At 65.0% G+C, this 21,873-nt stretch carries 21 protein-coding genes; 4 read left to right on the top strand and 17 right to left on the bottom strand.

What is annotated here, in order from left to right:
• Positions 1 to 21: 21 nt before the first annotated feature.
• Entirely contained in the window at positions 22 to 342 is a 321-nt protein-coding gene (gene trxA, locus HDC29_RS02215; RefSeq protein ID WP_179493952.1) for a thioredoxin TrxA, read from the top strand.
• Positions 343 to 412: 70 nt separating this feature from the next.
• Here trxA and HDC29_RS02220 read toward each other — a convergent pair whose 3' ends face one another.
• Genes HDC29_RS02220 through HDC29_RS02255 form a run of 8 tightly spaced genes read right to left on the bottom strand, consistent with a single transcriptional unit; the run spans position 413 to position 8,052 of the window.
• Positions 413 to 2,086: a GMC family oxidoreductase gene (locus tag HDC29_RS02220; protein WP_179493954.1), complete on the bottom strand. Its 1,674-nt coding sequence runs from the start codon at positions 2,084 to 2,086 to the stop codon at positions 413 to 415.
• A 20-nt stretch (positions 2,087 to 2,106) separates the two neighbouring features.
• A complete protein-coding gene (locus tag HDC29_RS02225; protein ID WP_179493956.1) occupies positions 2,107 to 2,946 on the bottom strand; it encodes a sugar phosphate isomerase/epimerase in 840 nt (279 codons plus the stop codon).
• Entirely contained in the window at positions 2,943 to 3,503 is a 561-nt protein-coding gene (locus tag HDC29_RS02230; protein WP_179493958.1) for a gluconate 2-dehydrogenase subunit 3 family protein, read from the bottom strand. The genes HDC29_RS02225 and HDC29_RS02230 overlap by 4 nt, the downstream gene beginning before the upstream one ends.
• The gene (locus tag HDC29_RS02235) at positions 3,500 to 4,327 is read right to left on the bottom strand and encodes a DUF1080 domain-containing protein (protein ID WP_326913770.1); all 828 of its coding nucleotides are present in this window, start codon (positions 4,325 to 4,327) and stop codon (positions 3,500 to 3,502) included. Before HDC29_RS02235 ends, HDC29_RS02230 begins: the two co-directional genes overlap by 4 nt.
• A gap of 11 nt (positions 4,328 to 4,338) precedes the next feature.
• Entirely contained in the window at positions 4,339 to 5,250 is a 912-nt protein-coding gene (locus tag HDC29_RS02240) for a hydroxypyruvate isomerase family protein (RefSeq protein ID WP_179493962.1), read from the bottom strand.
• Positions 5,247 to 6,545: a sugar MFS transporter gene (locus HDC29_RS02245; protein WP_179493964.1), complete on the bottom strand. Its 1,299-nt coding sequence runs from the start codon at positions 6,543 to 6,545 to the stop codon at positions 5,247 to 5,249. Before HDC29_RS02245 ends, HDC29_RS02240 begins: the two co-directional genes overlap by 4 nt.
• 43 nt (positions 6,546 to 6,588) lie before the next feature.
• Positions 6,589 to 7,632, bottom strand: a complete 1,044-nt coding sequence (locus HDC29_RS02250; RefSeq protein WP_179493966.1) for a sugar phosphate isomerase/epimerase — start codon at positions 7,630 to 7,632, stop codon at positions 6,589 to 6,591.
• Positions 7,633 to 7,659: 27 nt separating this feature from the next.
• On the bottom strand, positions 7,660 to 8,052 hold the full coding sequence (locus tag HDC29_RS02255; protein ID WP_179493968.1) for a cytochrome c family protein: 393 nt from the start codon (positions 8,050 to 8,052) through the stop codon (positions 7,660 to 7,662).
• A gap of 95 nt (positions 8,053 to 8,147) precedes the next feature.
• Between HDC29_RS02255 and HDC29_RS02260 the strand changes: the two genes are divergently transcribed.
• Positions 8,148 to 9,311 carry a Gfo/Idh/MocA family protein gene (locus HDC29_RS02260; protein ID WP_179493970.1) on the top strand — a complete coding sequence of 388 codons (1,164 nt, stop codon included), beginning with the start codon at positions 8,148 to 8,150 and terminating at the stop codon, positions 9,309 to 9,311.
• A gap of 12 nt (positions 9,312 to 9,323) precedes the next feature.
• On the opposite strand, the gene argJ is transcribed toward HDC29_RS02260, so the two are convergent.
• From argJ to HDC29_RS02290, 6 genes are all read right to left on the bottom strand, one after another.
• Positions 9,324 to 10,550, bottom strand: a complete 1,227-nt coding sequence (gene argJ / locus HDC29_RS02265) for a bifunctional glutamate N-acetyltransferase/amino-acid acetyltransferase ArgJ (protein ID WP_179493972.1) — start codon at positions 10,548 to 10,550, stop codon at positions 9,324 to 9,326.
• A gap of 196 nt (positions 10,551 to 10,746) precedes the next feature.
• A complete protein-coding gene (locus HDC29_RS02270) occupies positions 10,747 to 12,180 on the bottom strand; it encodes an aldehyde dehydrogenase family protein (protein WP_179493974.1) in 1,434 nt (477 codons plus the stop codon).
• Between the two features lie 95 nt (positions 12,181 to 12,275).
• Entirely contained in the window at positions 12,276 to 13,577 is a 1,302-nt protein-coding gene (locus tag HDC29_RS02275) for a M20/M25/M40 family metallo-hydrolase (RefSeq protein WP_179497151.1), read from the bottom strand.
• Between the two features lie 66 nt (positions 13,578 to 13,643).
• Complete coding sequence (locus tag HDC29_RS02280; protein ID WP_179493976.1) at positions 13,644 to 14,255, bottom strand: flavodoxin family protein; 612 nt, start codon at positions 14,253 to 14,255, stop codon at positions 13,644 to 13,646.
• Positions 14,256 to 14,307: 52 nt separating this feature from the next.
• Entirely contained in the window at positions 14,308 to 15,783 is a 1,476-nt protein-coding gene (locus HDC29_RS02285) for a sorbosone dehydrogenase family protein (RefSeq protein WP_179493978.1), read from the bottom strand.
• A gap of 95 nt (positions 15,784 to 15,878) precedes the next feature.
• Positions 15,879 to 16,397 (bottom strand): SRPBCC family protein, encoded by a 519-nt coding sequence (locus HDC29_RS02290; RefSeq protein ID WP_179493980.1) that lies wholly within the window; start codon positions 16,395 to 16,397, stop codon positions 15,879 to 15,881.
• 138 nt (positions 16,398 to 16,535) lie between these two features.
• On the opposite strand from HDC29_RS02290, the gene HDC29_RS02295 reads away from it, so the two are divergent.
• Together HDC29_RS02295 and HDC29_RS02300 are read left to right on the top strand one after the other, a co-directional pair.
• The gene (locus tag HDC29_RS02295) at positions 16,536 to 16,742 is read left to right on the top strand and encodes a helix-turn-helix transcriptional regulator (protein WP_179493982.1); all 207 of its coding nucleotides are present in this window, start codon (positions 16,536 to 16,538) and stop codon (positions 16,740 to 16,742) included.
• Between the two features lies 1 nt (position 16,743).
• On the top strand, positions 16,744 to 17,397 hold the full coding sequence (locus HDC29_RS02300; protein ID WP_179493984.1) for a hypothetical protein: 654 nt from the start codon (positions 16,744 to 16,746) through the stop codon (positions 17,395 to 17,397).
• 85 nt (positions 17,398 to 17,482) lie between these two features.
• Here the strand turns inward: HDC29_RS02300 and glnA are convergent, their stop codons facing one another.
• From glnA to HDC29_RS02315, 3 genes are all read right to left on the bottom strand, one after another.
• Complete coding sequence (gene glnA, locus HDC29_RS02305; protein WP_179493986.1) at positions 17,483 to 18,895, bottom strand: type I glutamate--ammonia ligase; 1,413 nt, start codon at positions 18,893 to 18,895, stop codon at positions 17,483 to 17,485.
• A 71-nt stretch (positions 18,896 to 18,966) separates the two neighbouring features.
• Positions 18,967 to 19,305 (bottom strand): P-II family nitrogen regulator, encoded by a 339-nt coding sequence (locus HDC29_RS02310; protein WP_011540464.1) that lies wholly within the window; start codon positions 19,303 to 19,305, stop codon positions 18,967 to 18,969.
• Between the two features lie 280 nt (positions 19,306 to 19,585).
• On the bottom strand, positions 19,586 to 21,772 hold the full coding sequence (locus HDC29_RS02315; protein WP_179493988.1) for a PQQ-dependent dehydrogenase, methanol/ethanol family: 2,187 nt from the start codon (positions 21,770 to 21,772) through the stop codon (positions 19,586 to 19,588).
• Positions 21,773 to 21,873 lie beyond the last annotated feature (101 nt).

Consider the following 21,873-nt stretch of genomic DNA (forward strand, 5'->3'; position numbering starts at 1 on the left):
AGAGTTTCAGGAGTTCTGACTATGGGTACCAAAGCGATTACCGACGCGAGCTTTCAGGCCGACGTCATCGACAGCGACACCCCCGTGCTCGTTGATTTCTGGGCCGAATGGTGTGGCCCGTGCAAGATGATCGGCCCGGCACTCGAGGAAATTTCGGACGAACTGGCCGGCAAGGTGGTGATCGCCAAGCTCAACATCGACGACCATCCCGACGCGCCGAGCAAATATGGCGTGCGCGGTATCCCGACGATGATCCTGTTCAAAAACGGCGAGATCGCCGACACCAAGGTCGGCGCGGCGCCGAAGAGCGCACTCAAGGGCTGGCTCGAAGGCGCGCTTTAAGGGCCGATCCTTCTTTCCTGAATCGTCATCGCGGCCTGCGCCGGGATGACGATCGGGACAGGAAGGATTGCTAGATCGCGCCCGCCTCGAGCTGCTTCACGGCGTAATCGGCGGCGCGCGCGGTCAGCGCCATGAAGGTGAGCGACGGGTTTACGCACGAGATCGAGGCCATCTGCGCGCCGTCGGTGACGAACAGATTGGCGGCATCATGCGCCTGGCCCCATTTGTTGAGGACCGACCGGCGCGGGTCGGCCGCCATGCGCGCGCCGCCCATTTCATGGATGGCGTCGCCGGGCACATGCTCGCTGCGTCCGCTGGTGACGTTGGTGAGGCCGGCCCGGCGCAGCATCGCCTCGCCTTCGCTGCGCGCGTCGTCCATCATGCGGATCTCATTCTCGCGGAAGGTGACGTCGAAGCGCATCAGCGGGATGCCGAAGCGATCGACCTTGTCGGCGTGCAGGCTGACGCGATTATCCTCGTAGGGCAGGCATTCGCCGAACGCGCCCATGCCGAATTTCCAGGGGCCATAACCGCGCATGCCGTGCTTCATCGACGCGCCGAAGCCCTTGGGCGGCAACGGATCGCGCCGCGCGCTGCCCTGATAGCCATAGCCGCGCTTGAAGCCGATCCCTTCCTCGCCGCCGACGTTGCGGAAGCGCGGGACATAGACGCCGCCGGGGCGGCGGCCATATTCGATATAATCGGTCATGCCCGGAATGTCGCCCGAGATGCCGACGCGAAAGATATGGTCCATCACATAGCGGCCCAAAGTCCCGCTCGCGTCGAAATGGCTCTTGGCCGTTCCCGGAATGCGCGAGTTCATCAAGATCTGGGTCGAAGCCATCGCCGAGGCGCAGAGGAAGACGAGGCGCGCCGGTATCACTTCCGCCTGCCTGGTCTTCGCATCGACCACGCGCACCCCGGTGACTTTCTTCGTCTTCGGATCATATTCGAGGTTGGAGACGACGGCGTCGGAGCGCAGCGTCAGCCGCCCGGTCGCGCGCGCTGCGGGCAGGGTGACCGCCTGCGTCGAGAAATAGGCGCCGAAGGAGCAGCCGCGCCCGCACTGGTTGCGGAACTGGCATTTGCTGCGCCCCTGGTCCTCCTTGTCCTCGGTCATGTTCGACAGGCGGGTGTTGATCAGCTTGCGCCCCGGCGACGTCGCCTCGAGCCGTTCCTTCACCCATTTTTCGGCGACGTTCATCTGGATCGGCGGTTGAAAGGCGCTGTCGGGTAGCTGCGGCAGATTTTCGCGCGATCCCGACACGCCGATATAATTTTCGACATAATCGTACCAGGGCGCGAGGTCGTCATAGCGGATCGGCCAGTCGATCCCGACATCCTCGCGCTTGTTCGCCTCGAAATCCTCAGGGCTCCAGCGGAAGCTCCAGCGCCCCCAGATCAGCGACTTGCCGCCGACCGCGCCGGGCCGGATCCAGTAGAATTTCTCGCCCTCGCCATAGGCATAGGGATTGACCCGGTCGTTGTTGTAGAATTTCCGGTTCGACGGAGAGACATAGCCATGCTTGGCGATAAAATAGTCGCTGTCCATCAGCGCCTTGGGCATCATGTCGCGCGCCGGGACCTCATAGGCCGGCTTACCGTCATAATCATAATCGCCATGCTCGACCATCACCCCGCGGTCGAGCATCAGCACCTTCAGGCCCTTCTCGGTCAATTCCTTCGCGGCCCATCCGCCGCTCACTCCGGAACCGATGACGATTGCATCGAACTGGTCGGTCATATCTTATCCTCGAATATCGGTTATGCGCGGAGGCGGCTGAGCGTGGTGAAGCTGGTCCGGATGTCGGGCAGATAGGGCGCCGGCGACTGATCATTCTCGACATAGAAATGCCGGACGCCGGCGACGGCATTGAGCGTGAAGATGTCGGCGAAATCGATCACGCCCTTGCCCACGCTGGTCATCTTGCCGTCGATGGTGCGATCCTTGACGTGATAGGCGTAGATGCGGCCGGGCAGACGCCGGATGATCGCCTTCGGATCCTCGCCCGCGGCGATGGCCCAGAACAGGTCGAGCTCGAGCCCGACGAGCGCCGGGTCGGCATCGGCGATCAGCGTGTCGAACAGGCTGACGCCGTCCGGCTTCACGGTGAACTCGAAATCATGATTGTGATAGGCGAAGCCCAGCCCGACCTTCTTGAGCCGCTCGGCATAGCGGTTGAAATCGGCGACGGCGGCCTTCCAGCCCTCTGCATTGCGGTGCGTGTCGGCCATATAAGGGACGATCAGCGTGTCGGCGCCCAACGCCTTGGTCATCGCGACCGCGCCGTCGAAATCGCTCGCGAGCGCTTCATACCCGACATGGATCGAGGGCGAGGTCAGCCCAAGCCGGTCCATCGTCTTGCGGAGCGCGGCATGGTCCATCTTGTCGTAACCGCCGCCGCCATATTCCACCTCGCGATAACCGATAGCCGCCACTTTCTCGAGCGTCCCCATCGGGTCGTTCGCGAAGAGTTCGCGCACCGTATAGAGCTGGATGCCGATGGGTTTTGCCTTGAGGCCCTTCGCCATCAGCGGTCCCGCTGCGAACGTCGTTGCCAAGGCCGCGCCGCCCGCCATCCATTGCCGCCTGCCGATCATCATGACGAAAACACCTTCTTGATCTCGGAATAGGGATAGGCACCGTCGTAGCGCCCGGGGACGGGCAGATATTCACGCTCCTGCGTGATGCCGACCTCCGACGTGAAATAGCCGGTGAGCACGAGCTGGCGGAACTTGTCGAAAAAGTCGGCGCCGCCGGCGATCTTGTCTTCCATCGCCAGCGTAAGCAGCGCGTCCTGCTGCGCCGGCATCGCCTTGTCGGCCGCGACCTTGTATTCGGTGCGGCTCTGCACCTCGATCGCGTCGAGCCCGGCGAGGATCGGTTTGCGCTCGTCGGGGCTGGCCCAGTCGGCGAGCAGCTTTTCGATAAATTCGGGAACGCCGGCCGCGATCGCGCCGGGCGTGTCGGTGGTCGGCATCACCCGCTCGCTGAGCGCGGTCATCAGTGCGCGCTGCTGTGCGCTGAACACGGGCGACGAGGGCGGACCGCTACTGATCGGCGTCACCTGCACGGCGGCCGCGCGCGCGATCGGTGCGAACAGGCTGGCGCCGAACATCGCGACCATGCCGGCGAGCGCGTCTCTGCGATCGATGATCATTTCACCTCGCCTTCGAAGTCATAGCTCGCCGCGGCTTCGGGAAGCGGGCGCACCCAGATGTTGCGGAAAGAGACCGGGGAATGATGGTCCTGGAGCTGGATCGGCGCGGCGTTGCCGTGCGCCTCATATTCGGCAACCTTGCGCCAGACCGTGCTGCCGAGCCACGGCTGGCGGTTCTGCACGAGCACGCCGTTGAGGAAGGCGGTGACATAGGCCGGGCGCAGCAATTTGCCGTCGGGCCCGAAGCGCGGGCGCTCGAAGACGATGTCATAGCTCTGCCACTCACCCGGCGGCCGCGAGGGGTTCACCAGTGGCGGCTTCCACGCATAGATCGCGCCGACGGTGCCGTCGGCGTAGGTCGGGTTCTGGTATCCGTCGAGGATCTGGAGTTCGTAGCGCTGCATGAACCAGATGCCGCTGTTGCCGCGATCCTGCGATGTCTTGGCGGGCGGATTGGGTGAGGCGAATTCGAGGTGGAGCTGGACGTCGCCAAAGCTTTGCTTGCTGACCAGCGCATTCTCGCCGCCGCCGTCGGCGCGCGGCACCGACGTCGCCGCGCCGTTCCTGACGATCCACGGCGTCGCCTGCGCCTGCCACGCATCGAGCGATTGGCCGTCGAACAATATGATGGCGTCCGAGGGCGGGGCGCCCGGAACATCGCCCGGCGTCACCACCGTCGGATGCGGACGGTCGGAATCGTGCACGCGCCATTCCCCGCCGGGCAGCATCGGCGTGTCCTTGAACCCCGGCTTCTCCTGCGCGGTGGCGGGATTGCCCGCCGCCACGGCGGCCGCGATGGCCGCGCCCCATGCGAAACGCTTCACTTGCTTCTCCCTCATGCCGCGTCGATCGCGCGATAGGCGGCGATCAGCCGCTCTTCGCCCGCGCGACCTTCGACCGAATTGCCATGTTCCATGCCGATCACGCCCGCGAAATTCTTCGCGCGGAGCCAGCGGACGATATTGCGATAATTGATCTCGCCGCTTCCGGGCTCGTTGCGCCCCGGATTGTCGCCAAACTGGATATAGCCGATCTCGTCCCAGCAGGTGTCGAGCGTGTTGATCAGATTCCCGGCCTGGATCTGCTCGTGATAGAGGTCCGCGAGTATCTTGATCGCCGGGCTGTCGACGGCGCGTGCGACGGCATAGCCCTGCGGCACCGTCGACATGAAGACGCCGGGATGATTCACCAGCGTATTGAGCGGCTCCATCACCATGACAAGGCCATGCGGTTCATAGATTTCGGCCGCGCGGCGCAGCACGTCGATCACGCGCGCGGTCTGGATGTCGACCGGCAGCTTGCGGTCCATGAAGCCGGTGACGATCGTCATATGCCGGGCATTCAGCCGCTTTGCGACATCGACCGAAGCCCGGATATCGGCGAGGAAGCGTGTGCGGTCGCCATCGTCGTTGCCGCCCAATAGCGGTCGGAAATCGCCCCAACGCGGCATGCTGGCGACGAACACGCCCATCGTCATGCCACGCTGATCGAGCGCGCGCGCCATCGCACTCTGGTCGGCGATGGAACGCGTGGCGGCTTCATTATCTTCCCACGCGGTGAAGCCCTGATCGGCAGCAAAAGCGATCTGTTCGAGGCGGTTGCCCCTGCTCTTGAAGCTGCCTTCGTGCGGGGCGTATTTCAGCGAAAATCGGGACGCACCGGATGACGTCGCGCCGTTCGCGGCCGTCGCGGCGCCGACCGCCGCGACGGCCGCGCCCGCGAGCACGGTCCGGCGCGACAGGTTCATGCCGCCTCGCCCGCGAGCGCCGCGCGCGACTTGCCGCGTTCGCGCAGCCAGATGAAGCCGAACACGGCGAGGAGGATGAGCGGAAGGATCGCGAGCCGCTGGAAGGACAGCGACGCCGCCGCGTCCTCGACCGCCAGCTTGGCGGCACCGGTCAACCGCGCGAAGGCCTCGGGACCTCCGGCGAACTCGACCTTCGCCCGGTCGAACATCGCGCCGAGTTGCGGCAGCACGAAGAAGCTGGCGAGCGCGCCCGCCGATCCGACGAGCCCCATCGCCCACGAACCGCCGCGCGGATAGCGTTCGGCGACCGAGGCGAGCATCGTCGGCCACATCACGCAGACGCCGAGGCCCCAGACGGTCGAGGCGAGGATCGCCGCGACCGGTGACTGCGCCTGGCTCAGCATGAACAGGCCGATCGCCGCGAGCAGGCTCGACACCCAGAGCAGCCCCGGATTCGAGATTTTATTGGCGAGGCGCCCCGCGAAATGGCGGAAGACGAACATCAGCGCGTTGACATAGACGAGCAGGAGGATGCCGCGCATGCCGACGCGGTTCGACAGGGCGACGTCGATCCACTGCCCCGGCGCCAGCTCGGATGCCGCGGTCAGGAACATTGCGCCGAACCAGATAAAGAAGCTCGGGCGGCGAAACACCTCGCCCATCATCTCGCCGAAGCTGACGCCGCTTTGCTCACGCAGCGGCGGCGGGAAGGTCGTCGTCGCGGCGATGATCACGGTCACGGCGGCGGGGATCATCACCAGCGCCATGATCCCCTGCCACGGCAGCGCCGCCGACAGGAAGAAGCCGGCGAGGCCGCCGACGATGATGCCACCGGGAAACCAGGCATGCAGCACGTTGAGCCGGTGGGTCGTATCGTCGGGATAGAGCTGCGCGGTCAACGGATTGATCGCGGCCTCGGTCAACCCCCAGCCGATACCGCTGAGCAGCATGCCCGTCCATACGAGCCAGTAGATCGTCATGCCGGTCGCGACATGGCCCGCGGTGACGATCATCAAAGGGCCGAGGATGAAGCATAGCCCGGCGCCGGCGAGACACCGCTTCATCCCGATCTGGTCGAGCAGCGCGCTCGCGACGAACAGCGTGATCGCAAAGCTGAGGAAGGCGGCGCCGAGCGCGGCGGCGACCAGTTCGCCGGCCTGTAGCGGCGCGATCGGGTCGATCCATTCGGTCTTGAGCCCGCTGGCGATCGCGCCGCGGATCGCGAGGCTCGCCGCGGCGGTGAACAGCGCGAGCACGCCCAGCCAGAACAATCGTCCCTTGTGCAATGTCGTCATCCTGCGTCCCCTTTTATTATCGTTTATTTTTGTTTTTGCTTCGTCAGGTGAGCCCCAGCATCGTTCGGTTGAGCGCCGGATCGCTGCCGCCCGCGAAATCGTCGAACGCCTTGTCGGCCTTGCGGATCATGTGCGCGGCGATGAAGGGCGCGCCTTCGCGCGCGCCGTCTTCGGGATGTTTCAGGCAGCATTCCCATTCGAGCACCGCCCAGCCGGCGTAGCCGTACTGCGTCAGCTTGGAGAAAATGCCGCCGAAATCGACCTGGCCGTCGCCCAGCGAACGGAAGCGGCCAGGGCGATCGACCCAGTCCTGAAAGCCGCCATAGACGCCCGAGCGGCCGGTCGGGTTGAGTTCCGCATCCTTGACGTGGAACATGCGGATCCGCTCGTGATAAATGTCGATGAACTGGAGATAATCGAGCGCCTGCAGCACATAATGGCTGGGATCGTAGAGGATGTTGGCGCGCGGATGATTGTCGACGCCCGCGAGGAAGCGTTCGAAGGTGATGCCGTCGTGCAGATCCTCGCCGGGATGGATTTCATAGGCGAGGTCGATGCCCTGATCGTCGAAGGCGTCGAGGATCGGCCGCCAACGCTTCGCGAGTTCGCCGAACGCCTCCTCGACCAGCCCGGCAGGACGCTGGGGCCAGGGGTAGAGATAGGGCCAAGCAAGCGCGCCCGAAAAGGTCGCATGGGCATCGAGGCCCAGCCGCCGGCTTGCCTTGGCGGCAAGGCGAAGCTGCTCGACCGCCCATTTCTGCCGCTCGGTGGGTTTGCCCTTTACCGCATCGGGCGCGAAGGCGTCGAATTGGGCGTCATAGGCGGGGTGCACCGCGACCAGTTGGCCCTGCAGGTGGGTTGACAGCTCGGTGATCTCGACCCCCGCTTCGCGGCAGGTTCCAGCAAGCTCGTCGCAATAATCCTGGCTTTCGGCCGCCGTGGCGAGATCGATGCAGCGACTGTCCCAGGTCGGGATCTGGACGCCGACATAGCCCGCGTCCGCCATCCAGCGCGCCGCCGAGGGCAAGCTGTCGAACGGCGCGGCGTCGCCCATGAACTGCGCGAGGAAAACAGCCGGACCCTTCATGCGATAGCCTTTCGCGTCACGTGCCGGTCACTTGGCGGTTGCGGTCTTGAGATAGGCGATCAACGCCGCGCGGCGCGCCGGATCGGCCACTTTGACGACCATGCGCGTGCCGGGCACCTTCTTGGTCGGCGCGGCGAGATATTCGTCGAGCGACTTTTCATCCCAGCGAATCTTAGAGGCCTTGAGCGCCGGGCTATAGTTGAACCCGGCGACCGAGCCGGCCTGCCGGCCCATCAGGCCATGCAGATTGGGCCCCATCACGCTCTTGCCACCCGCCTCGAGCGTGTGGCAGGCCTTGCACGCGGCGAAAGCCTGCGCGCCCGCCCCTTGGGCCGGCCCGGCATACGCTATGGGCGATGGCATGATCATTGCGGCAGCCAATATTGCACCCGCCAGTGGCAGGGCGAACAGAAATTTCATTATCCTCTCCCGTCTGGAAACAGCCGGTGCGATGATGTAACCGTTTGAAAGCGAATAAGGCAAACAATTTTACGAATTCTGGCAGAGGGAATGCGATGAACGGTCGGTCGAAAATTCGCTATGGCATGGTGGGTGGCGGCGAGGGTGCTTTCATCGGTGCGGTGCACCGTATGGCCGCCGCGCTCGATAGCGAATATGAATTGGTATGCGGTGCGCTCAGCACCGACGCCGACCGCAACCGGCGGAGCGCCGAAACGCTGGGACTCGATCCGGGCCGCGCCTATGCGACCTTCGACACATTGCTCGCCGCGGAAGCAAGGTTTCCCTTGGGCGAGCGGATGGAAGCGCTGGCGATCGTCACGCCGAACCATCTCCACGCCCCGATGGCGATCGCCGCGCTCGACGCGGGTTTCCACGTCCTGTCCGAAAAGCCGATGGCGCTGGATCTTGCGGAGGCGAAGGCGATCGGCGCGGCCGTCGCGCGCAGCGGCAAGCTCTATGGCCTCGCCTTCACCTATAGCGGCTATCCACTGATCGAAGAGGCGCGGGCGCGCGTCGCACGCGGCGATTTCGGTGCGATCCGGCTGGTGCAGGTCGAATATTCGCAAGGCTGGCTCAGCCGGCCGATCGACGCGGATGGCAACAAGCAGGCCGAATGGCGCACCGATCCGGCGCGCGCGGGCCTCGGCGGCTGCCTCGGCGACATCGGGACGCACGCTTTCCAACTCGCCGAGCATGTCTCGGGTCTTGCGGTCGAGTCGCTGAGCGCCGAGCTGACGACGCAGGTTCCGGGTCGCCGCCTCGACGACGATGTGGCGGCGCTGTTGCGCTTTGAAGGCGGCGCGCGCGGGGTGCTGAAGGCCAGCCAGGTCGCCGCGGGCGACGAAAACGGCTTGCGGCTGCGTATTCATGGCGAGGAAGGCGGCCTCGAATGGTCGCAAATGGAACCGAACAGCCTGACGTTGCGCTGGCTCGACCGGCCGACCGAGGTGATCCGCGCCGGCGGGCCGGGTCTCGGTCCCTCGGCAATGGCGCGGCTGCGCATCCCGGCGGGGCACCCCGAGGGCTATATCGAGGCGTTCGCCAACCTCTATCGCAGCTTCGGCCGCACCCTGCGCGCTGGCGCCGCGACGCCGCCGCCGCGCGGCGCCGCCGACTGGTTTCCCGGAATCGCCGACGGCCTGCGGACGATGGCCTTCGTCGAAGCGGTGGTCGAGAATGCGTCGGGTGAGGCGAAGTGGACTTCACTCGCCGGCTGACGGAGAAGGACGTCAGCTCCGGTAGTCGGCGTTGATGCTGATATAGCCGTGCGTCAGGTCGCAGGTCCAGACGGTCGCGCGGCCTTCGCCGAGACCAAGGTCGGCACCGACACGGATATCCTGACCTTTCAGATGCGCCGCGACGGGCGCTTCGTCGTAACCGTCGATGGGCAGGCCGTCCTTGGCGACCCAATGATCGCCGAAGCGGATGGCGAGCCGGTCGCGGTCGGCGGGTTCGCCCGCCTTGCCCACCGCCATCACGACGCGGCCCCAGTTGGCATCCTCGCCCGCGATCGCGGTTTTCACGAGCGGTGAATTGGCGATGGCGAGCGCGACGCGCTTCGCACTCTCGTCACTGACCGCGCCGGTCACCTGCACCTCGATGAATTTCGACGCACCCTCGCCGTCGCGCACGACCTGATGCGCGAGGTCGAGCGCGACGTCGCGGATCGCCGCATAAAGCGCGTCGGCGCCCGGGTCATCGCGGGTGGTGAGTGTGGAATTGCCCGCCTGTCCGGTGGCGAAGAGCAGCACAGTGTCGCTGGTCGAGGTGTCGCTGTCGACGGTGATGCTGTTGAAGCTGCCCCCCGTCGCCTCGCTGAGCATGTCCTGCAGCAGCGCGGGCGCGACCGCGGCGTCGGTGAAGATATAGCCGAGCATGGTCGCCATGTCGGGCGCGATCATCCCCGATCCCTTGACGATGCCTGCGACGTGGATGGTCCGGTCGCCGATTATCGCGCTCGCCGCCGAGCCTTTCGCGAAGGTGTCGGTAGTGCAAATGGTTTCGGCGGCGGCTTCCCAAGAGCAGGGCTCGGCAGTCAGCGCGGCCTCGACGCCCGCGCGCGCCTTGTCCTTCGGCAGCGGGACGCCGATGACGCCGGTCGAACTGACGAAGACTTCACGCGCGTCGCAGCCGAGATGCCCGGCGACCTGTTCCATGATCTGCTCGACCGCTTCGCGGCCGCGATAGCCGGTGAAGGCATTGCTGTTGCCCGCGTTGACGATCAGCGCGCGGCCGTTGCCGCCCTTCACCTGTTCGCGGCCAAGCTCGACTTCGGACGAGCAGCAGACATTGCGCGTGAACACGCCCGCGACGGTCGTGCCGGGCACGAGCTCGACATAGGTGAGGTCGCAGCGGTCCCAATTCTTGTAGCGCGCGCGCGCGACGCGGCGCGTGACCCCGGCGATGTCGGGCAAGTCGGGGAAAGCGGCGGGAGCGAGCGGGGAGCGGGTGGTCATGGGGCGCGTGTAGCTTTCCCGAGGACAAAGAAAAACCCCTCCGCGCGAGGGAGGGGTCTTATCCTCCCTGTCGCGAAGCGATGGGGAGGTGGCGGTCGCGAAGCGACTGACGGAGGGGCATTGGCGCAGCCCCTCCACCACTCGCTTCGCGAGCGGTCCCCCTCCCCACGGCTTCGCCGCAGGGAGGATTTATGATTTACCCCGGAATGCCGCTGATCGACTTCACTTCCATGAAGTCCTTCAGCCCGAACACCCCGCCTTCGCGGCCGTTGCCCGACGCCTTGTAGCCGCCGAACGCCGCGCCCGGGCCCGGGCCCCACGCATTGACCGCGACCATGCCCGCGCGCAGCTTCGGCGCCACATCGGCCGCCTTGGCGGGATCGCCCGAGATTACCGCCGACAGGCCATATTCGGTGTCGTTGGCGATATCGACGGCTTCGTCGAGGTCGCCGTAAGCCATGATCGTCGCGACGGGGCCGAAGATTTCCTCATTGGCGATGCGCATGTCGCGGGTGACGCCCGAGAAGACCGTCGGCTTGATATAATAGCCGCGGTTGACATTCGACGGCAGGCCGGTGCCGCCCGTCTCGAGCGTCGCGCCTTCGTCGATTGCCGACTGAATCAGACCCTGGATCTTGTCGAACTGCGCTTTGTTGACGACGGGGCCGATATGGCCGCCTTCGCTCATCGGGTCGCCAACCTGGGTGCCGTCGAACATCGCCTTGATGACGCCGACCGCTTCGGCTTCGCGCTCTTTTTGAACGAGGATGCGCGTCGGCGCGATGCAACTCTGGCCGGTGTTGACCAGCACGCCCTGCACCGTCGGCGGCAGCACGGCGGCGAAATCGGCGTCGGGCAGGACGATGTTCGGCGATTTGCCGCCGAGCTCCTGATGAACTCGCTTGACTGTGTCGGCCGCCGCCTTGGCGACGAGGATGCCGGCGCGGGTCGAGCCGGTGAAGCTCACCATCTCGATGCCGGGGTGCGCGCTGATCGCGTTGCCGACGGTCGGGCCGTCGCCCTGGACGAGGTTGAAGACGCCCGCGGGAACGCCTGCGGCCTCAAGGATTTCAGCGAAGATCACCGCGTTGCCGGGGCATTCTTCGGAAGGCTTGAGGATCATCGTGTTGCCTGCGGCTAGTGCCGGGGCGACCTTGAGCGCGATCTGGTTGAGCGGCCAGTTCCACGGCGTGATCATGCCGACGACGCCGATCGGTTCATAGGCGATCATACCCGCAGCATATTTTTCGGTGAAGCTGAAATCCTTGAGCGCGGCGATCGTGCCCAGGAAGCCGCCGATGCCGGCGCCGACCTGCGCCGTGCCCGCGAAGCTGACCGGGGCGCCCATTTCGCTCGCCATCGATTTGGCCAGGTCGGGTGCGCGCTTTTTATATTCCTCGACGATGCGGTTTAAAAGATCGAGCCGCTCCTCGCGCGTCGTCTGCGAAAAGCTCTTGAAGGCTTCTTTCGCGGCAGCGACGGCGTCGTCGACGTCGGCCGCAGTACCGAGCACGACGGTCGAAGCCGCTTCCTCGGTTGCGGGGTTGATCACGTCGTGGAGCTTGCCGCCCTTCGAATCGACCCATTGGCCGCCGATGTAATTCTGCTTGAGGTGCGTTTCGGTGCTCATGTGCTGTCTCCCATCGGCGGTGAATCCGTCTCGGATTGCTACCTAATCACTGTGGCGGATGAATCAAGCAAAGGCCAACTGCCAATTGCGACAGCTCAGCGCTTTTCAGCGGAAAGTCGTGACATCAATATGGCGGCGCGCGTCGCCTGGCGCGCGATGCTGGGAATATCGACCGTCTCCTCGGGCCCGTGGTCGCCGGTGGAATAGGCGCCGAGTCCTGCGAGGCTGTCGACGTGCGGCGCGACGAAGCTGATGTCGGCGGCGCCGCGCTTGAGCGGATCGAGCGCCGCCATTTCGGCGAGGCCGAGGTCGCGGTTGACGGCGTTGAGTCGCGTCAGCAGCGCGCGATTGCCGTCGGTCGGCGCCATCGCCGGATAGCCGCCGGGGTCGAAGGCGAGGGTCGCGCCGGCGCCCGGAGCATGATCGGCGACGATCGCCGCCATCTTCGCCTTCACGCGCGCCGCCTGTTCGGCCGAAAGCGTGCGCAGGTCGCCGCGCGCGATCGCGGTCGCGGCGATGATGTTGGTCTTGCCGTTGGCGCTCGCGCGGATCTTGCCTTCGTCGAGCGACACCTGCTCGCCCCCCGCGACCAGCCCGACATTGAAGGTCAGGTTGGGCTCGGGCAGCTCGGTGCGAAAGCGGTGGATGATGCGCGCGAGTTCATAGATCGCCCCGTCGCCGGCATCGGCGCTGAAAATCCCGGAGCTGTGTCCCGTCTTGCCCGTCGCGGTGACCTGCCAGCTTTCGGACGACCGGCGCGCGATCGAACTCATGTCCGCGCCGTTATCGCGGACGAGGCCTTCAAATCCGAGCGCGACATCGACGCGCTTGCCGGCCGCGATCAGGTCGGCGCGCGCCGCATCGAGCGGATCGCCGGTGTCCTCCTCGTCGCCCGTCATGTGGAATTCGATGTTCGCGTCCTTCAGCGTGCCCGCCTTGTGCATCGCGCGCAGCGCCGCGACGACGACGACCATTCCGCCCTTGTCGTCGCCGACACCCGGACCCTTGGCCTTGTCGCCCATGCGCTCGAAGCGCTGGAAGGGCGAGTCGGGTTCGAACACCGTGTCGAGGTGCGCGATCAGCAGCAGGCGCTTGGTATCGGGCTTGCCGACATGCGTCGCGATCAGGTGGCCGGCGCGGCCGGTATCGCGCATCGGTTTCCATTCGACCTTGAAACCCAGCGGTTCGAGTTCGGCGCGCATCATCGCCCCGACCTTCTCGACCCCCTCGAGGTTGAGCGAGCCGCTGTTCTGGTTGACCAGTTTTTCGAGCAGCGCGAGGCTGCGATCGCCTTCGGCCTCGACCGTTTTTGCCATACCGCTTTCGGTTTGACTGAGCTTCGCATGTGCGGCGGGCGCGAGCGCGAGTTGAAGGGCGATGAGCGCGGCAAGCGGCATTGATTTCATGGAAGACTCCTCCTGATGCCTCCCTTCTGCCGCCTCCGACCACCCGCCGCAACCTCGTCAGCCGGGATAGGGCGACTGCTTCAGCAATCGCGCGAGATGCGCGGCGTTGGCGGCGACCATCTTCGCGGTTTCGGTGACTTTGCGCGGCCGGTGTTCGAGGTCCTTGAAATCGGTTGATCCCATCGCCTCGCCGACCCAATAGCAGGCCGCGACCGCAGGGATCGTCCAGCCGACATCGTTCAGCGCCTGGAATATCTGCGACGAGACATGGTGCGCGCCATCCTCGTTGCCGACGATCGCGGCAACCGCGACCTTGGAGTAACTTGGCATCCGCGCCTTGTCGTCGGTTTCGGACAGGAAGGCGTCCATTCGCTCCATGACCAGCTTGGCTACGCTCGACGGCTGGCCCATCCAGATCGGCGTGCCAAAGATCAATATGTCGGCGGCGAGGATGCGCTCGCGGATCTGCGGCCAGTCGTCGTCCGGACCCTCGTTCGACCTTACGCCCCATCTGACGCGGTGCGCGGCGATCCGGATCGGGTCGGCGACCGTCACGCCTTGCGCTTCGAAATGTTCGGCGAGCACCGCGATCATCGCGTCGGTCGAGCTTTTGCGCCCGCCGGACGAGAGCGAGCAATTGATGGCGGTGGCGGTAAGGGGGGCGGCCATGATGGCTCCTTCGCGGGTTACGTCCCCCGCAAAGGAAGCCGCGGCGGCGCGCTCAGGTTCCTTGCTGCACCATGAAAATATCGCCGCCGAGGCTGACGAGGAACAGATTGCCCGCGCTGTCCTCGCCAAAGGAGGCAATCGAGTTCAGCGTCCCCGCATCAGGCGCGAAATCCTCGTTCCGCCGCGCGAAACGCGACGACGCGAGCGTCTGCCCGGGGACGAGGCCGGAGAAGGGTACCGTCCAGATATTGTCCGAGACGAAGTCGGCGAAGACATATTGACCCTGCAGCGAGGCTACCGGGCCGCGATAGACATAACCGCCGGTAACCGAGTTGCCCTGCCGCGGGCCGTCGCCGTGACCATATTCGGCGACCGGATCGGTCAGGCCGCCGGGGATGGTACCGGTATAGGGCTGGGATCCTTCCTTGAAACGCCAGCCGAAATTGAGCCCGGGTTGGCTGGTCGTCACCATATCGATTTCTTCGACCGCACCCTGTCCGACGTCACCGATGATCAGTGTCGATCCGGAGAAGGAAAAACGGAACGGATTGCGCAGGCCGAGCGCGAAGACATAAGGATCGCCGCCGCCCGCCAGATAGGGATTGCCCGGGGCAGGCGTGAAAAAGGTCGGCGAAGCGCCGGCATAGGGGTCGGCGACCACCCTGATCCGCAATATCTTGCCGAGCCGCGAATTGGGGTTCTGGGCGTTGTTGCCGGGATCGCCTGCGCCGCCGCCGTCGCCTACTCCGACGTAGAGAAAGCCGTCGGGGCCAAAGGCCATCGCGCCGCCATTATGGTTGTTCGCCCCGGGATGCGGAATCGAAAGCGTGGCCAGCAGCCGCGGCGTGGCGCCAAAACCATATTCGCGAATCTCGATGTCGCCGGCCGCATTGGTGCAATAGATCATGAAGCGATCGGAATTCGCGGGATCGGGCAATAGCGCCATGCCGAGCAGGCCGCGCTCGCCATCGGTCGACAGATTGCCGATCGTGAAGAGCAGCGTCTTCGCTCCGGTCGAGGGGGTCAGGCGATAGACGGCCCCGGCCTTTTCCAGCACATAGACGTCGCTGCTGCCCGGGATGCCGAGGAGGAAGGTCGGCTGATCAAAGCCGGTGCCGACGCGCTGGACCGATATGCCCTCCTTCGAATTGGTCACCGAGACATTGACCGTCTGGGTGATACTCGCTCGGCCGTCGCTGACGCCGATCCGCACCGAATAGACATTGTCGCCGTCGGCATCGCCCGGAAGGTCATAGTCGGGGGCGGGGTCGAAGCGCAGCGCACCGGCGGCGGTGATCGAAAAGCGCGCCGCGTCGGCGCCGCCGTCGATAGCGAAGGTCAGCGCGTCGCCGTCGGGATCGGTGGCCGCTGCCTGATAGGCGGCAATGCTGTTTTCGGCGATGCTCGCGGTCTGGAGTGACGTGAATTCCGGCGGGGCATTCGGCCCGGGAGGCGTTCCGCCATCGCTCCCTCCGCCACCGCAGCCGGTCAGGAGCAGCGGGGCAAGGAAAAAGACGCATATCCGCATGATCCAGAACCCCTTTTTGCGATTTTGGTCGCGGCAAGGTGGCATGTGCGAACGGTCGGCGCAACCGCGCTGTCCGGAATTATCGGGAAAGCGCGTCAGGCCGCCTCGTCGACCTCTTCGAAATCGTCGAGCTTGCCCAGCGCGTCGCGGGCGATCCGCTTGAGCGCGGATCGATTGACCTGAAGCCCTTTCGCACCGTCGCCCGTCAGCTCGTCGATGGCGAACGCCACCCGGGTCCGGTCGGGCGCCAGCTCCTCGAAAGTGAATTTGAGGCCGGTGCTGAGCGCACCATCGTCGACGCTGTAGATCAAATGCGCCTCGCGCGGGATTTCCATCGCGACGGCGATCTTAACCTTGTACGCATCAGGCCTTTCGTCGGGGACCAGCTTTTCGAACCCGGGTTCGCCCTTTTCGGCGACGAGTTCGTAGAGCCGCGTCGATCCGCCGTTGGTGACGAGCGGCAGCCCCGCGAAGGCGCCATCGTCGCCGAACATTTTGGCGAACACTTCTTCGCGCGGCGCGGCGACGGTGCGCGTCTGGTTCACCAGTTCGATCATCTTGCCGCAGCCGGTGGCAAGCAAGGTCGCGGCAGCCAGAATCATGATACGCATCATCGAACATCCCCCTCGATCTCGTCCAGCTTTTAGCCGCGACCGCTTACCAAAGCGTAATCGCGGGGCGTGGGTGTAAAGAGTGTTTGACACCCTGAGGTGCTGGCTGTAAAGAATGTTTGACAGGCGAAAGGGCGTGCGTTGGAAAATCGGGTTCGCGAACATCGCGAGGGTGCGGGGTGGAGCCAGGGCGAACTGGCCCGTCGGCTCAGCGTGTCGCGCCAGACGATCAACGCGGTCGAAACCGACAAATATGACCCGAGCCTGCCGCTGGCCTTGCGGATGGCCGCCTTGTTCAAGGTGGACGTGCGTAAGCTGTTCATCGATCATTGGACTCCGGAGAGCTGATATGACGACGCAGGTTCCCGCCATTTCATGGCGCAAGATGGGGCTGCAGGCCTTGGCCGGCGCGGTCGCGGGCGCAGTCGCTATGATCGGGGCGATGCGGCTGCTGGAGGGGGAGGCGCTCGCCTGGCAGCCGTCGCAGATCATATTGGCGGGGATCGGGATGATCTATCTGCTGATGGGATTGTTCGTCGGAGTGGGAATCGCCGTTCCGGCTCGGGTCGGACAGCGGCTGCTCAACGTGGCCGATGCGGAAGAGCTCGTCGAGGAACGCGCGAGCATGAGCGGCAGCGCGCTGACCTGCATCGCGATTGGCGCGATCCTGACGCTCCTTGCCTATAGCACGGTCGAGGGCGCGACCACGCCGGTGACGGCGACGACGGCGTTCTGGATCATGCTGGCGTTGCTGGTGGCGGGCACGCTGGTCTCGATCGCGATGTGGCGCCGGTTCGACGAATTGTGGCGGCAACTGACGATCGACGCATCGGCGATCACGGGCAATATGTTGCTCGGCGTCTGCGTGATTTGGGGCGGAGCTGCCGCGGCAGGGCTGGCCCCCGCGCCGCATCCGCTCGACCTGATCTCGCTGGCCTTCGGATCCTTTCTGCTCGCCACCTTCATCGCGGCGGGACGCCGGGGCATGATGACGCCGCAATAGACGGTCCGCAAAAGGAGCGGGAAAGGAAAGGGCGCCCGGTTCCCCCGAACCGGGCGCCCTCCTTGGCGTCGCTGATCGCGTGCGATCAGGCGCTGTAGTACATGTCGAACTCGACCGGGCTCGGCGTCTGTTCGAAGTTGTAAACTTCGGCCCACTTGAGCTCGACATAGGCTTCGATCTGGTCCTTGCTGAACACGTCGCCCTTCAGCAGGAAGTCGTGGTCGGCCATCAGGCTGTCGAGCGCTTCGCGAAGCGAGCCGCAGACGGTCGGGACTTCGGCCAGTTCCTCGGGCGGCAGGTCGTACAGATTCTTGTCCATCGCGTCGCCGGGGTGGATCTTGTTCTGAATGCCGTCGAGGCCCGCCATCAGCAGCGCCGAATAGCAGAGATAGGGGTTCGCCATCGCGTCGGGGAAGCGGAATTCGACGCGCTTCGCCTTGGCGCCGGCGCCATAGGGGATGCGGCACGAGGCCGAACGGTTGCGGCTCGAATAGGCGAGCAGCACCGGCGCTTCGAAGCCGGGGACGAGGCGCTTGTAGCTGTTCGTCGTCGGGTTGGTGAAGGCGTTCAGCGCCTTGGCGTGCTTGATGACACCGCCGATGAAATAGAGGCACATGTCCGAAAGGCCGGCATAGCCGTTGCCCGCGAAGAGCGGCTTGCCCTTTTCCCAGATCGAGATGTGGGTGTGCATGCCGCTGCCGTTATCGTCCTTGATCGGCTTCGGCATGAAGGTCGCGGTCTTGCCATAAGCATGCGCGACCTGGTGGACGACATATTTGTAGATCTGCATGCGGTCGGCGGTCTGCGTCAGCGTGCCGAAGGTCAGGCCGAGCTCGTGCTGCGCGGCGGCGACTTCATGGTGGTGCTTGTCGCAGGGCAGGCCCATTTCGAGCATGGTCGAGACCATCTCGGCGCGGATGTCGACGGCGCTGTCGACCGGCGCGACGGGGAAGTAACCGCCCTTCGCGCGCGGGCGGTGGCCGAGGTTGCCGCCTTCATAGCTGCGACCGGTGTTGGTCGGCAGTTCGATATCGTCGATCTCGAAGCCCGACTTGTTATAGCCGGTTTCGAAACGGACGTCGTCGAACATGAAGAATTCGGCTTCGGGGCCGACATAGACGGTGTCGCCGACGCCGGTCGAGGCGACATAGGCCTCGGCGCGCTTCGCCGTCGTGCGCGGGTCGCGGGCATAGCCTTCGCCGGTCGACGGTTCGACGATGTCGCAGAAGATGACCAGCATCGGGGTGGCCGAGAAGGGATCGTCATACACGGCGTCGAGATCGGGCATCAGGATCATGTCCGACTCGTTGATCGCCTTCCAGCCTTCGATCGACGAACCGTCGAACATCAGGCCATCTTCGAGCGCGTCCTCGTCGATCACGCCGGCGCACATCGTCAGGTGCTGCCACTTGCCCTTCGGATCGGTGAAGCGCAGATCGACCCACTCAATGTCGTTTTCCTTGATCCGGGCAATGATATCCTTGGGCTTCGTAGCCATGGTCTGAACTTCCTTCTTGCGATGATGACCGGCTCTGCCGGTTTAGTTGAACAGGTTGGGGAGCGGCGGGTTTAGAGCGCGTCCTCATTGCGTTCGCCGGTGCGGATGCGCAGCGCGGTCTCGACCGGAATGACGAAGATCTTGCCGTCGCCGATGCGGCCGGTCTGCGCGGCGGCGGCGATCGCTTCGACGACGCGTTCGGCCATACCGTCCTCGACGATGACCTCCAGCTTCACCTTGGGCAGGAAGTCGACGACATATTCGGCGCCGCGATAAAGTTCGGTGTGGCCCTTCTGCCGGCCGAAGCCCTTGGCCTCGGTAACGGTGATGCCGCTGACACCGACTTCGTGCAGCGCTTCCTTTACCTCGTCGAGCTTGAACGGCTTGATGATCGCCTCAATCTTCTTCACGCTTTTCTTCCCCCATTGGGTAATTCGCATCGCCCGCAATCAAAGCCGGATCAGGCCCGCCTGGTCCGGTTCGCGACCCGTGAGTCGCTGCGAGGCCCCGTCATGTTGCACCAATCAAGAGCCGTGCCAATTGGCGAATCGCAAGCTTTCGGTAAGATTTGTGACAGGAAATTGCGCCATTGCCCAAGTGGTGAGCAATTGGCGGATCGGGGTGCCCAAAAAAGTGGCAGATCGCCTTTTGATCCTCCCCATCGCTTCGCGACAGGGAGGATTTGGAAGTTCACCGCCCCATCGGCGCCGAGGCGTCGGGCAGGTTCGCTTTCGTCCAGTTCGACCGGTCGATGACATAGGCGCGAAGCGCCTCGGCATCGGCGGGCGTCAGCACCTTGGCGAAACTCACCATGCCGCGATCCTTGAGCGCGCCGTCGATGATCACCGACTTCCACGCATCGGCGTTGGCGAGCGTGCCCGAGACGCGGAGGTCGGGGGTGAAGCCATTGCCGATCGCGCTGTCGCCATGGCAGACGATGCAATAGCGTCCGAAATGCGCCTTGCCTGCCGCGATTTGCGCCGGCGTGCCGAACTGCGGGGGCGGATTCCACGCGAGCGTCGTCGTTGCCGGCGGAGCGGGGAGCTTCACCGTGCCGCCGATCTTCATCACGACGAGGCGCGGGATGTTGGGAACCTTGCGCGTCACGCCGCCCGCGACCCCGGCGACGAGCGGGAAGGCACCGCCCTTGCTCGTCTGGAAGGCGACATATTGGACGCCGCCGGCGCGGTAGGTCGATGGCGCGCTGACGATTCCCGACTGCATGTCGAGGTCGAGCAGCTGCTTGCCGGTGTCGGCGGCATAGGCGCGGAAACGCCCGGTGCTCGTGCCCTGGAAGACGAGGTTGCCTGCGGTCGTCATGGTGCCGCCGTTCCACGCCGCGGGATGATCGACGGCCCAGGCGACCTTGCCGGTGCGCGGATCGAAGGCGACGAGGCGCCCGGTGGTCGCGGCGACCGCGGCGCGATATGCGGCCTTGTCGTCGGGCATCATCGTGCCCGTCAGCGAGGTGCCGATATTGAACCCCACGACCTTGCGCCGGTCGAGCTCGTTCATGTCAGCCAGATAGCCCTGCGGAATCTGCTGCGCCGGAATGTAGACGAGCCCTGTCGCCGGGTTGAAGCTCATCGGGTGCCAGTTGTGCGCGCCGAGTGCGCCGGGGATCGCGATGAAAGGCTTGCCCGTCTTGTAGAAGCGCGCCTCGGGATTTTCGATCGGCCGGCCTGTCGTCAGGTCATATCCGCTCGCCCAGTTGATCCCGTCGACGAAGGGCTTGGCGTCGATCAACGTGCCGGTGGCGCGGTCGATCGTGAAGAAGAAGCCGTTCTTCGGCGCGTGGTACAGCACCTTGACCGGCTTCCCGTTCACCGCCTGCTCCGCGAGGATGATCGGCTGGGTCGCGGTATAGTCCCACGTCTCGCCGGGCGTTTCCTGATAATGCCATTTATACGCGCCGGTGCTGGCATCGACCGCGACGATTGACGACAGGAACCAGTTGTCGCCCTCGCCGTTCGATCGCGTCCCATGGTTCCACGGATTGCCGTTGCCGACCCCCAGATAGACCTGGTCGAGATCCTTGTCGTAAACGATCGCGTCCCACACGGTGCCGCCGCCGCCCGAGGTCTGCCACTCGCCCGTGTCGGACCAAGTGGCGTTGCCCTTGGTGGCGAAAATGTCGTCGGAGGCGGCGCCGTCCTTCGCCTTCGTCGGGTTGGGTGCGGTGTAGAAGCGCCACCGCTCCTTGCCGGTGTCCGCGTCATAGGCGGTGACATAGCCGCGCACGCCGAATTCGGCGCCGCCGTTGCCGATCAGCACCATGTCCTTCACGACGCGCGGCGCGCCGGTGATGGTGTAAGGTTTCGACGTATCGAAGGTCTGCGTCGACCAGAGCTCCTTGCCGGTCTTCTTGTCGAGCGCGATCAGCCGCCCGTCGAGCGCGCCGACGAAGAGCTTGTCGCCCCAGACGGCAACGCCGCGGTTGACGACGTCGCAGCACGCCGAAACCGCGCGCTCGCCGGGGACTTTGGGGTCGAATTTCCATAGCGGTTTGCCTGTCGCGGCGTCCCAGGCGCTGACTTTCGACCAGGCGTGGGTTACATACATCACGCCGTCGACGACCACGGGCGTCGCTTCCTGCCCGCGCGCATCGTCGAGGTCGGCGGTCCACGCGATGCCGAGGGTGCCGACATTCTGGTCGTTGATATCGGTCAGTGGGCTGAAGCGCTGCTCGTCGTAGCTGTAACCGATAGCGCCCCAATCGTCGCCGTTGCCGCCGGTCTTGAGCAGGGTCTCGCTGGCCCTTTCGGCTTCGTCGAGCGCGCCTCCGCCCGAGGCGCTCTCATTCTTGGACGCGTTGCATGAAGCCAATGCCAGTGCCGCGCAGCCCAGCAGCGCGGTCGTCCAGACCCGTTTCGCCATCTCGCTCTCCCTGTACGCCTATCGTTGACGTTAACGTCAAGACTGCGCCGGAAGGGGCGTGGGTGCAAGGGGAATATGAGGGGCGCGGATGGGGCTCTCCC

The organism is Sphingopyxis sp. JAI108 (assembly GCF_013410105.1).
GTDB lineage: Bacteria > Pseudomonadota > Alphaproteobacteria > Sphingomonadales > Sphingomonadaceae > Sphingopyxis > Sphingopyxis chilensis.